Source organism: Paenibacillus sp. DCT19, from assembly GCF_003268635.1.
GTDB lineage: Bacteria > Bacillota > Bacilli > Paenibacillales > Paenibacillaceae > Paenibacillus.
The window spans coordinates 3,756,190-3,769,011 of sequence record NZ_CP029639.1 but is presented as its reverse complement, the minus strand read 5'-3'; the positions used below and the strand labels follow the sequence as shown (position 1 = coordinate 3,769,011).

Sequence of the window (12,822 nt, the reverse complement as noted above, 5' to 3'; positions counted from 1 at the left end):
GAGAAGCTGTAATGAATGCGAATTATCAACAACGGATAGACCAGGCTAAAACTGCTATTCAAGAGGCGGATTATATTTTGCTAGGAGGAGGAGCGGGGTTATCGGCTGCTGCAGGTATCACTTTTACTGGGAAGCGGTTTACAGATTACTTCGGTGATTTTATTGAAAAATATGGATTCACGGATCTGTATAGCTCAGGCTTTTATCCTTTTGAGACACAGGAAGACAAGTGGGCTTATTGGGCGAGACATATCCAATTGAATCGATACGACACAGGCACAACGCAACTCTATCTGGATTTGTATGATTTGGTGAAGGAGAAGCAGCATTTTGTAATTTCGACCAACGTGGAGAGCCAATTCGAGAAAGCAGGGTTTGCTTCCGATGCCGTATTTGAGATTCAAGGAAACTATGGTTATCTGCAATGTGAGAAAGGATGCCATGATACACTGTATGATAATGAAGAGCTTGTGAAGAAAATGGTAGCGCAGACGGTCGATTGCAAAATACCAACATCTCTTGTTCCCAACTGTCCTGTCTGTGGGGGAGCTATGGATGTAAACCTGCGGATTAACGAATACTTTGTTCAGGATGAGCAATGGCAAATGTCCGAGAGATTGTATCGTAGCTTTTTGCAAACTTCTGAGAACTTGAACGTAGTCTACATGGAACTTGGTGTTGGATTCAATACACCTGGCATTATCCGCTATCCGTTTGAACGAATGACGTACCATAATGAGCGTGCCACACTAATTCGTCTTAACAGAGATGAGCCAGCAGGTATTGCAGAGAATCAACATAAAACCATTGCTTTTACAGAGGATATGAGTCAGGTATTCCGAGATATAGAAAGAGGGAATACCTAGATGAACCAATTACCCCAGAGTGCATATGCAGATAAAATTCAGTTAAAAACCACATATATACCCTATCCTCCAATAGAAATGTCAAAAGAGGAACTTGTCGATACGTTATTAACACAACTTCTTGAGGAATTTGATAAATTTCAGCATGTGTCTATTCCATCGTTGTATGCAGACAAGAGGGAACTGTTCAGAGGCCTCATGAATTTAAGAAAACCAGCGCCGATTCCAGTTGCATTCCAGAGAGGGATCGATTCCCTTTTGCAAAAGGAGTTAGAAGAAAAAGTTGTTGTTCGAAGCGATGAGCTGAAGCCGATATCACATCTGTTTCCTGACGCCCCATCGAACATGCGGATCAACTCGTTGTGTGGCAAGGAGACATTACGCAGCTCCAAGCAGACGCTATCGTGAATGCAGCGAATGAATATATGCTGGGCTGCTTTCAACCGTTACATGCTTGTATCGATAATGCTATTCATTCCGCCGCAGGGCCACTGCTACGAGAAGACTGCAATGTAATCATGTCTATTCAGAATGAGACTGAAGCGACGGGAGGAGCCAAAATTACACGTGCGTATCATTTGCCTGCGACGTATGTTCTACATACAGTGGGTCCTATTGTTCCGCACGGAACACAACTGACTAAACATCAACAGGAGGAGCTTGCTTCCTGTTATATGTCCTGTCTGGAGCTTGCGCATGAAGTAGATGATATTAGAACAGTAGCGTTTTGCTCCATTTCTACAGGTGTATTTGGATTTCCTAAGGTGGAAGCTTCGAATATAGCTGTTAGAACTGTACAGCAGTGGTTAGATGCTCATCCTGATCATCACTTTGAACAGATTATTTTTAACGTGTTTAGTCAGGAAGATTATGAACAGTACATGCGGGTTTTTCAAGCCATGACAAGGGGGTAACAGACACGTGAAAACCACGGAAATCTTAGCTAAACAGATATTGACGGAAGCCAAAGGCTACTTAAACGTGGGATTCACGCATTCACTTAATCCATATAGTGGTTGTGCTTTCTCATGTCAATATTGTTACGTTCGGGAAATGCCGATTCAGAGGTTTAAGGATATTCCTTGGGGAGAATGGGTAGATGTTAAAATAAACGCCGCTGAAAACTATGCAAAAGAATGGAAAAAGCTTCGTTCCAAGAACAAACCAATCCATTTATTTATGTCTTCAGCGACAGATCCTTATCAACCAATTGAACGCAAAGCCCAGGTCACACGCGGTGTACTGGAAGCTATGTTGGATTATCCCCCGGATCATCTTCAGATCCAAACGCGCAGTCCCTTGGTTACGCGTGATATTGATCTGATTAAGGATCTAACTCAGCGAAGTAATGTGATCGTTTCGATGACCGTGGAGACTGATCGAGAGAATGTAAAACAAATATTTGCGCCTTATGCACCCGGAATTGGATTACGAATGAAGGCTCTACAGGAGATGCATCAGGCAGGGATACCTACGCAAGCTTCGATTTCGCCCGTGTTACCGTTCACTCCAGATTTCCCTAAGAAGCTGCTAGGTATCGTGGATCATATCTGGATTGATACGTTGAACATTGGCGATGGTGCAAGCGGTAGACGATCCAAGTCGCTTGGCATGCCTGAACTTTTTAAGGAACATGATCTGGAGAAATGGTATCGTCCCAACATACACCGGAGTGTGGAAAAGTATTTCAAAACATTTTTCCCTGAAGAGATGGTTCGTGTTTCCAAGGAAGAAGCCTTCTTAGGCTAAAAAAATCATTATAGATGTAGGCGCTATATAGTGGCTTATGAAAATATCAGGTCAGCCAGTAACTACTGGTTGGCCTTTTTGTATGCTCCTTATGATAAAAGAATATAGTCCATCAACTACCGACTTTCGTTAATTGTATAAAGGCGAGTGAATCGTTAAATTAAATCTATAATTACAAAGGAGGATCAGGCTATGAATACCAATGATTCATCATCGGCTGTATCTAATCAGGTTCGGGTTTGGGAGGAAAAAGTTGAAATCCCTACCTACGGAACGGGTAAACCTGACAAGAATCCCATGTTCCTGGAGAAGCGAGTATACCAGGGGAGCTCTGGACGAGTATATCCACTTCCGGTTATTGATAAGATCCTGGATGAAAAAGTATCTCAAACCTATTCAATGGCTGTTCTCGAAAATGAATATGTTCGAATCGAAATCATGCCGGAAATTGGCGGTCGAATCTACCGTGCATTAGATAAAACAAACAATTATGATTTCGTTTATTATAACCGTGTCATTAAACCGGCACTTGTTGGACTTGCTGGGCCATGGATTTCAGGAGGCATTGAGTTTAACTGGCCGCAGCATCATCGACCTAATACATTTGGGGCTGTACAGCACACGGTTACGGAGAACCAAGATGGTAGCGCTACCGTGTGGGTTAGTGAGATCGATCGAATGTACGGTACTAAAGTGACGACAGGTTTCACATTGCATCCAGGCAAAGCTTATATCGAAATTACTGCACAGATGTACAATCGTACGTCTGAACCGCAAACGTTCTTATGGTGGGCGAACCCTGCCGTTGCGGTGAATGATCATACACAAACGGTATTTCCTCCAGATGTGACAGCAGTATTTGATCACGGCAAACGAGATGTGTCGAAATTCCCTATTGCTACAGGTACGTATTACAAAATGGATTATTCTGAGGGTGTCGATATCTCTAGATACAAAAATATACCGGTTCCCACTTCATACATGGCGTACAAGTCTGACTATAATTTTGTGGGGGGTTATGACCATAGCGTCCAGGCAGGATTGCTCCATGTAGCCAATCATCATGTTTCTCCAGGTAAGAAGCAATGGACATGGGGGAATGGCGAATTCGGTCAAGCTTGGGATCGAAGCTTAACGGATGAAGATGGACCGTACATTGAGTTGATGACGGGTGTATTCACCGACAACCAACCTGATTTTACATGGCTCCAGCCGTATGAAGAAAAGTCATTTACCCAGTATTTCATGCCTTACAAAAATATCGGAGTTGTTAAGAATGCATCAATCGATGCTGCAGTAAATTTGGAAGTGGATGAAGCGCTGCGAGTTGCGACAGTCATGGCCTATGCAACATCTGTATTTGAAGGCGCAACAGTCGAATTAAAAGGGCATAAGCGTACGTATGTAACGGATAGTGTAACCCTTTCTCCAACGTCGACTTATAAATCGGTGATTACGTTGGATGAAGGAGATCAACCGCATGACTTAACTTTAACGGTGAGGGATTCTGAAAAGAACTTACTCATTAGCTATAGACCAGCCAAGCCATCCATTGAACAGATTCCAGATGCTGCGAAGCCGCTGCCTCTTCCAGAAGAGCTGAAAAGCACAGAACAATTGTATCTTGCTGGACTTCATTTGGAGCAATACCGACATGCTACCTTCGAACCGGAAGACTACTATCAGGAAGGATTAAGAAGAGATCGTACTGACATTCGTCTGAATGTCGCTTACGGTACGCTGTTGCTTCGAAGAGGAGAACTGGAAAAGGCGGAAACCCATTTCCGTACGGCTATCCAATCATTGACCTGGCGCAACCCGAATCCATACGATAGTGAAGCTTACTACCAACTTGGCTTAACGCTTCGACTTCAAGAACGGAATGAAGAAGCCTTCAAAGCATTTTATAAGGCAGTGTGGTCTTCTGCTTATCAGGACAGTGGTTACTATGCATTAAGCCAGATTGCATCCGAGCGGGGAGCATATCTGGAAGCGCTGGATCTGGTAGAACGTTCACTGGTTCGTAATGCTAGAAACTACAAATCAAGATTGGTGAAAACGGCGCTGCTTCGCAAATTAGGTCGTCACGAAGAGGCCATTGCCTTTGCCGAAGAAACGTTAACGATGGACATCGCCGATTTCGGTGCGAGATACGAAAAATTCATGAATCTTGAAGCAAAAGCTAAACGTGAGGAGGCTCATGTCGTACAAACTGAACTCTACCAGTTCATGCGAGATGATGCACATAACTTCTTGAATCTGGCTTGGGATTATGCAGGAAGTGGCTTTTTCGAGGAAGCAGCTCATGTGTTAGAAGAAATACGTTCGTTACAGGGTGAATCGACATATCCGATGGTTCATTACACATTAGCTTATGTCTATGACAAGTTGGGACAGAGCGATAAAGCAGGGCAAGAACGTAACCTTGGAGAAAACGCTGCACCGGATTATTGTTTCCCGAATAGCCTGTTCGATCTGATTGTATTGTTGCATACCGTTAATCAAAATCCATCAGATAGTAAAGCGCATTATTATCTAGCCAACCTTTATTATGATAAAAAACGAGCTGAAGATGCCATTAAGCATTGGGAAATCTCTATCAGTCTAAACATTACATTCGCAACAGCACACCGCAATCTTGCCTTGGCTTATTACAATAAACAAAGTGATGCAGAAGTTTCATTGAAATCGCTTAACCAGGCTTTTGAATGTAATCAAGAAGATGCCCGCGTTTTTTATGAGCTTGACCAGTTATATAAAAAGATTGGTGTTTCTGCACAAGAACGGTTAACGAAACTTCAGAAACATATGCATCTTGTCGAACATCGTGACGACCTGTATCTCGAATATATTACTTTGCTGAATACTCTAGGCGAACATAATGAAGCCTTGTCATTGTTGTTGGGTCGACGTTTCCATCCTTGGGAAGGGGGAGAAGGGAAAACGACAGGACAATATACACTTGCGCTAGTTGAGCTTGCCAAGCAGGAGAACAAACGTAAATCGTATCACGAGGCTGTTTCGCTTCTACAACGGGCGTTCCATTATCCTGAGAATCTGGGTGAAGGTAAACTGGAAGGCGCGCAAGAAAACAATGTACATTATGAACTGGGTCTTGCTTATCAGGGACTTGGACAACAAGAAGAGGCCATTGTTCATTGGAAACTTGCCTCAGAGGGGTTAGAAGAACCTGCTAGTGCGATGTATTATAATGATCAGCCGCCAGAGATGATATTCTATCAAGGGCTAGCGTGGGATCAACTGAACAATTCAAAAGAAGCAAAGCGTCGTTTCAACAAGCTGATTGATTATGCAGAAAGACATCTGTTCGATGATGTTAAAATTGATTACTTTGCCGTATCGTTACCTGATTTTCTAGTATTCGAAGATGATCTGAACAAGCGTAATCAAACCCACTGCCTGTTCATGCTGGGTCTTGGATTACTGGGTCTTGGTAAAAAAGAAGAGGCCAAAAAACGATTTAATGAAGCGATACAGTTGGAGCCTAACCACCAGGGAGCGAGAATTCACCTGGAATTATGCTGAGTCTTTAATGTTCAAGGTAGGAGAGGCAGCCAATCATCGTGATCGGCTGCCTTTGTCGAGCTTATAGTCAGATGATTTGAATAATGATCGAGGGTCAGCGATGGATTAATTATTTCTTCGTAGGAAAAAGTGACGAGTTTGTATAAAGCCAATTGTAGAGAATGTATATTGAGCATGCAATCTAATATGGAGTAAAATCGATTAAAGCAAAATGATAATGATTATCATTATACATAAACGAATTATTTTGCTACAAACATAAAACATCTAGGAGTGGATCAGATCATGGGAAAATGGGGAGTTATGAAAGCAGGATGGATGTCGCTTATAGCGGCAGCAATGATTACGGTGACGGGTTGCGGCTCGGCGGGCGAGCAAGCTGTGGCTCCAGTGACAACTGATCAGCCGGTACAAACAACGGGAGCGTCAAGTGAGACAACGTCTCAGGCGGAAACACGTGTCGTAAACGATGGCTTCGGGGAAGTAGAGATTCCAACCCATCCGAAGCGAATCTCAGCGCTGTATCGTGAAGATTACTTGGTTGCGCTTGGAGTAACGCCTATTGTTCAATATTACAACCCAATGTGGGGCAAGCAGGATTATTTGAAGCTGGACGTACCATTGTTCGATGTGACTGGTAACATCGAAGCTTTGCTTGTATCCGAGCCTGACTTAATCATCGCTGCTGGAGAGGTTGATGCAGCACAGTATGAGTTGTATTCCAAGGTTGCGCCGACGTTCCGCATACCAGACGACGTACTTCCAGATTCACGCAAAACATTGACCTTAATCGCGGAATTGCTTGGTCTGAGTGACAAGGCGGAGGAAGTTCTTGCCGATTACGACGCACGAATTGTTGATGTGAAGGCGAAACTGAACGCAGCGATCGGCGATGAAAAGGTTGTCGTTTTACGAATGAACGTGGTAGACAAATCCATTAATATTTTCGGTATTCATAACACGTTTGTTGGACAACTCTTGTATGAGGATTTAGGGCTGAAGGCACCAGGTTTCGCTGAGGCAATGACGGAGGGCAATATCGTGCTGTCGAAGGAGGTCGTTCCAGAGCTTGACGCAGATCATATTATTATCCTGCCATCCAACGGAACATGGGAGGAAGAGAGCAACACAAAAGCGCTTGAGGAAATGAAGACAGATCCATTGTGGAAGAATGTTCCTGCATTTAAGAATGGCCATGTATATCCAGTAGAGAGATCGTATTGGCAGACGGGGGCTATTACAGCGAATGGTTTGAAGATGGATGAATTACTTCGCTTGCTGACTTCTCAGAAGTAAACATGAGTGATTAAATGCATGGGCGGGGAACCATCCGTCTGAATAAAGAACGAGTCGCTTTTCAACGAAGGTTGATAGGCGGCTCGTTTTATTTTACACTATATTCATTGAGAATGAATATCAATTAAAAGGCGGTTGATTGAAACGATGGATATTGAACAGCGCAATCAAGCTGGGACGGCGCGAGCAGTCCAATACGTGCTGCAATCGATTCGCTTCAATGTTGCGGGTGAGCAAGCAGAAGTGAATGATTGGGACGACAGGGATCGAAACGATAAGGAAGACTATGAACTGATTATTTTAACGAGCGGATCGGGACAGGGGAAATGCTATTTACAGAGGCCGGGAAGATCTTTATCGGTTGATCAGGAAATTATGAGCTGCAGTCATTACCGAGTGTGCTTCGCAACAAACGGTAGTACGATAGCTTCGAGCTTGATGCCGGATAAATATGAGCTCGTCTGTTCACCTTTTGCTAAAATGATAGAACTGCTTGATGAGTTATATGGACTCCGCGAGGCGAGCGAGGAACTCGAGTTGTTTCAACGATTTGTAAGGTTTCAAGAGCTGCTGCTCTTTCTGTTCCGTCAAAATGCACCTGCATCCGAAGATGATGGAATGGATATCGAACGACAAGGGATAGAGCTTAGTATAGAGCATATTCATCAGTATTACCGTGAACTTCTCACTGTAGAGGAACTGGCATCTCTCGCAGGCGTTGATCGCTGGAAATATACCCGTCTGTTCAAAGAGGCTACGGGTCAAGTACCTCTCCAGTACTTAAATGAAGTGCGCATTAATCAAGCCAAGAAGTGGCTCGCAAGTGCCGATGACAAGCTGCTCGATATTGCGCTGAATGCAGGGTTTAACAATGAATATTATTTCAATCGTCGCTTCAAGCAGACGGTAGGCATATCACCCGGACAATATCGTCGAAGCCGTAAGGGACAGCTTAGAGTAGTCGCGCCGTATTTGGAGGATTTTATCGTTGCTCTGGATATACAGCCTATCGCCCAGTATTGGCATGCGAAATGGGGCAAACAAGACTATCTAGGTTTAAACCATATTCCAACATTTGACGAGAATGGCGGTAACTTTGACGCGCTTTCTAGTTATAATCCGGATCTGATATTGCTTATGGATCGGTATGAGCAACAGCAATATTCGCAGTGCCGACGCATATCCAATACGTGCATTCTACGTGAGCAGACTAATAATTGGCGGACACTGCTGCGTACCGTCGCTGATTATTTTGGTCGAACGGAGCTAGCCGATGATGCGATTGCCAAGTATGATTCCAAGGCACGGATTGCTAGCCACTCCCTCAGTCAGATGATGAAAAGTGAGACGGTCACTTTTTTGCGTATTTCGGCTGACCACATCATCCAATATACCGAAGAAGGGCAAGGGTTTGTTTCAACTGTTCTCTATGGCGATGTTGGATTGCGCTCCCACGCTGCAGTAGGCGTTGCCTCAAAAGCCAATAGAGCGGGAATGTTCAATCTCTCTCTAGATGACTTACATAGGTTAAAAGCGGATCATCTATTCATTACTTTTGATAAGTGGCATAGCCAAGCAGAAGGACAAGAGAGGGATCTGCTCAAGCAGCCTGAGTGGCTTGATCTGCCAGCTGTACGAAACAACCGCGTTTATGAGGTGGATTTTCTGACCTGGATGAACAACGGAATTATTTCTAATGGTAAAAAAATCGATGATATCCTGCGATCATTAGCTTAATACTGCTTTTGCTTATATTTATAGCTGACTGGAAGGACTTTCTCCATTTTGTACAAAGCAACCGTCGATTCTGTCCATTGTTATTCGGGCGTTGTCGAAGCTACAATGAAGTTGATAATGATTATCAATAGCTCGGATGTTATATGAGCCGGTTGGAGGAGGAATTGAATTGACAGAGCAGCTTGAATTATACGATGTGACAATTATTGGCGGTGGTCCTGCAGGAATGTATACTGCCTTTTATAGTGGAATGCGCGATTTAAAGACGAAGTTAATCGAAGCAAAAGATGAGCTTGGTGGGCGGATGCTTATTTATCCCGAAAAAATGGTATGGGATGTTGGAGGGGTTACACCGATCCTATGTGAGAAGTTAATTGCGCAATTATCGGAGCAGGCTAGGACATTCGACCCGACCATTGTATTCGGACAGCACATTGTCGGATTGGAGAAACAAGCAGATTCGACGTACATTCTGGAGGCGGCAACGGGGAAAAGCACTGGACACGTACGGTCATTCTGGCGATTGGCCGCGGCATTCTACGAATGGCGAAGCTGGAGCTGGAAGGAGCTGAGCGCTATGAGGTATCCAATCTGCACTATACGGTGCAGGAACTGGAACCGTTTAGAGGAAAAAGAGTGCTTATTTCTGGTGGGGGTAATTCGGCTGTCGATTGGGCGAACGAGCTAGTTTCGATCGCTGCGCAGGTTACAGTTGTACATCGACGAGACCGTTTCGGTGGGCATGAGAAAAACATTGATCGAATGAAAGAGTCTTCTGCCGAGGTGCTTACGCCATATGAAGTCACGCAATTGTACAGTGGCAACGGAAAAGCGATTGAGCGGGTGACGATTACTCATATTGAATCAGGGGATTCGCATGAATTAGAAGTAGATGAGGTTATCGTCAACCATGGACTGAAATCCGATTTTACAGGTATCAAGGATTGGGGACTGGATATGGACGATTGGAACATATTCGTCAGTCCGAAACTGGAGACGAACCTACCGGGCATCTTTGGGGCTGGCGACTTCGCCAATTACGAAAGTAAGCTTAACCTGATTGCTGGAGCGTTCACGGATGCTGCCTTAGCACTTAACAGCGCCAAACTGTATTTGGACCCCGAGGCGCCAAGAATGGCCTATGTATCTTCTCATAACGAGAGATTCAAAGAAAAGAACAAAGCACTTGGTGTATCTGTTGAATAGTTTTTGATCTACAAGTTTATGATTCAATCTGAGCGCCTTGTGGCGCTTTTTTGTTGTAAATAACGAAAGAAAGGGGCGTTCCTTTGAAATGTAATTTTAAAGATAACCTGTTGTATCGCTTTATTTATGGATATAAATAGAAAAACGTTGACTAGTAAGCGTTTTCATTTTATTATAACTATTGTTAGCTAATCGATAAGGTAATTAAACTGTAGAGTGAATGATATATTTTGGGTTTTGTTAAGTTACACTTGAGTGTTAAAGGCTACAAACTTTAGAATGAAAGTTTCTATGGTTTTAGTTAACAAATTCCTATCGGAGTCTGTTAATTGAGATAAAAAAATTTAGGAGGGTAAACGAATGGTTAAGTGGAAAAAGTGTACAATCTTCACGGTAATTGCTGCACTCATGTTAGTAGTGATGGGAAGTGCAGCACCTCAAGCATCAGCAGCCAGTGGATTTTATGTAAGTGGCGGAAAGCTGTATGATTCTACAGGTAAGCCATTTTACATGCGTGGTATTAACCATGGACATTCTTGGTTCAAGAATGATCTGAACACAGCCATTCCTGCCATTGCAAAAACGGGTGCGAATACGGTTCGGATTGTTTTATCCAACGGTACCCAGTATACAAAGGACGATTTAAACTCTGTTAAAAATATTATTAATGTCGTGAATGCTAACAAAATGATTGCTGTTCTTGAAGTGCATGATGCCACAGGTAAGGACGATTACAATTCATTAGATGCTGCGGTAAACTACTGGATTAGCATCAAGGAAGCGCTGATTGGCAAAGAAGATCGTGTCATTGTGAACATTGCCAATGAATGGTATGGCACATGGAATGGAAGTGCTTGGGCAGATGGCTACAAGAAAGCTATTCCGAAATTGAGAAATGCGGGAATTAAAAATACATTGATTGTTGACGCAGCTGGCTGGGGACAATACCCACAATCCATTGTAGATTATGGACAAAGCGTATTTGCGGCTGACACTCAGAAAAACACGGTTTTCTCCATTCATATGTACGAGTATGCAGGCAAAGATGCTGCTACGGTAAAAGCTAACATGGAAAATGTTTTGAATAAAGGGCTGGCATTAATTATTGGTGAGTTTGGTGGATACCACACCAATGGGGATGTAGATGAATATGCGATTATGAAATATGGTCAGGAGAAAGGGGTAGGCTGGCTCGCATGGTCTTGGTATGGCAACGGCTCAGGACTGCAGTATCTAGACATGGCCACAGGACCTAACGGAAGCTTGACCAGTTTCGGTAACACCGTCGTAAATGACACATATGGAATCAAAAACACTTCGGTAAAAGCAGGTATCTTTTAATCTTGTCGGACTTTTTGAATAACGTGTAGTTCATTAATGTATCTGTATCGGTTGTCAGAAGCAAACAAGTTGTAGAATAATGAACAAACGCAGCTGTAAAGATGAGCTGCGTTTGTTGCTTTTTATTTACGAATTAAGATTGTACAGACCAGGCGAATATGCTCACTGAATTTTTCAATGTTTATTGCTTCACCTTGAATTGGATTACTCTCTTCGTACATACCTGTCATCCAAACCCTAACTTTATCACCAATTTCGGCAGTAAACCGAATTCCTGTAGTTGCAAGTATATATTGTTGTTTAGAGTCATCACTTGTTCAAAGTTTACGCGTTTGTTCCATCTGGCATATTTGCTATAACTGGCGTCATTAACCCAGCTGGTATTGATATTGGATTTTATGGATATTTGCTAGAAATGATAGTAGGTCTATTGTTAGGTTTTGTTTTGACGTATATCTGGGGTACCAACAAGAAGTCACCAGCTACGAATGAGGTCGTTTCCATTCCTCCACAGAACGTAGGGCATTCAGATTTAACAAGTTCTCATATCATCGTTCACAGTCCGATGTCTGGTCAGCTCGTTCACTTGTCTGAGGTGACAGATGAGGCATTTTCAAGTGGTGCAATGGGAAAAGGTGTCGCAATCATCCCATCCAACGGAACTGTGGTTTCTCCAGTTAACGGCGTTATCGCTACTGTGACCAAGTCCAAACATGCGATTGCTATTCTTGGAGATCAGGGAGAGGAGATCTTGATCCATGTAGGAATGGATACCGTCAAAATGAAAGGAGAAGGCTTCACTCTTCAAGTGAAGGAGGGTGACGTCGTTAACGTTGGAGATGTGTTGATGGAGGTGGACTTATCCTTGATCAAGGAACATGGATTTGAACTGATTACCCCTGTTATTGTAACAAACAGTTCATCCTATTCATCGATTACGTTGACTGACAAACCGAAGGAACGAGAAATAGTTTCAGGTTCACCTATGATTACCATTACACCTTAGCATCGGAATAATGATCTCCTGTATACAAGCAGACACTGCCCTAAGGTGGTGTCTGCTTTTGTTGTAATTTTTATT

10 protein-coding genes and 1 pseudogene are annotated in these 12,822 nt (G+C 43.2%); 10 read left to right on the top strand and 1 reads right to left on the bottom strand.

Translation table 11 applies throughout. The annotated features are described in order from the left end of the window. Positions 1-11: 11 nt before the first annotated feature. From DMB88_RS17140 to DMB88_RS17100, 9 genes and pseudogenes are all read left to right on the top strand, one after another. Positions 12-866: an SIR2 family NAD-dependent protein deacylase gene (locus tag DMB88_RS17140; RefSeq protein WP_128102337.1), complete on the top strand. Its 855-nt coding sequence runs from the start codon at positions 12-14 to the stop codon at positions 864-866. Next, positions 867-1,274 (top strand): macro domain-containing protein, encoded by a 408-nt coding sequence (locus tag DMB88_RS17135; RefSeq protein WP_128102336.1) that lies wholly within the window; start codon positions 867-869, stop codon positions 1,272-1,274. Further along, on the top strand, positions 1,271-1,780 hold the full coding sequence (locus DMB88_RS17130; protein ID WP_254438231.1) for a macro domain-containing protein: 510 nt from the start codon (positions 1,271-1,273) through the stop codon (positions 1,778-1,780). The genes DMB88_RS17135 and DMB88_RS17130 overlap by 4 nt, the downstream gene beginning before the upstream one ends. Before the next feature lie 7 nt (positions 1,781-1,787). Beyond that, a complete protein-coding gene (locus DMB88_RS17125) occupies positions 1,788-2,615 on the top strand; it encodes an SPL family radical SAM protein (protein WP_128102334.1) in 828 nt (275 codons plus the stop codon). A gap of 192 nt (positions 2,616-2,807) precedes the next feature. Next, positions 2,808-6,161, top strand: coding sequence for a tetratricopeptide repeat protein (locus DMB88_RS17120; protein WP_128102333.1), 3,354 nt, complete (start codon positions 2,808-2,810; stop codon positions 6,159-6,161). A 285-nt stretch (positions 6,162-6,446) separates the two neighbouring features. Continuing rightward, a complete protein-coding gene (locus tag DMB88_RS17115; RefSeq protein WP_128102332.1) occupies positions 6,447-7,457 on the top strand; it encodes an ABC transporter substrate-binding protein in 1,011 nt (336 codons plus the stop codon). A gap of 147 nt (positions 7,458-7,604) precedes the next feature. Then, positions 7,605-9,194: a helix-turn-helix domain-containing protein gene (locus DMB88_RS17110; protein WP_128102331.1), complete on the top strand. Its 1,590-nt coding sequence runs from the start codon at positions 7,605-7,607 to the stop codon at positions 9,192-9,194. Between the two features lie 169 nt (positions 9,195-9,363). After that, positions 9,364-10,400 (top strand): annotated as a pseudogene (locus DMB88_RS17105) (NAD(P)/FAD-dependent oxidoreductase). Positions 10,401-10,760: 360 nt separating this feature from the next. Beyond that, positions 10,761-11,741 (top strand): glycoside hydrolase family 5 protein, encoded by a 981-nt coding sequence (locus DMB88_RS17100; RefSeq protein WP_128102330.1) that lies wholly within the window; start codon positions 10,761-10,763, stop codon positions 11,739-11,741. A 122-nt stretch (positions 11,742-11,863) separates the two neighbouring features. Here DMB88_RS17100 and DMB88_RS32095 read toward each other — a convergent pair whose 3' ends face one another. Continuing rightward, positions 11,864-11,995 carry a hypothetical protein gene (locus tag DMB88_RS32095; protein ID WP_368028375.1) on the bottom strand — a complete coding sequence of 44 codons (132 nt, stop codon included), beginning with the start codon at positions 11,993-11,995 and terminating at the stop codon, positions 11,864-11,866. 59 nt (positions 11,996-12,054) lie between these two features. Here DMB88_RS32095 and DMB88_RS17095 point away from each other — a divergent pair, with 59 nt between their 5' ends. Beyond that, complete coding sequence (locus tag DMB88_RS17095) at positions 12,055-12,747, top strand: PTS sugar transporter subunit IIA (protein WP_128102329.1); 693 nt, start codon at positions 12,055-12,057, stop codon at positions 12,745-12,747. Positions 12,748-12,822 lie beyond the last annotated feature (75 nt).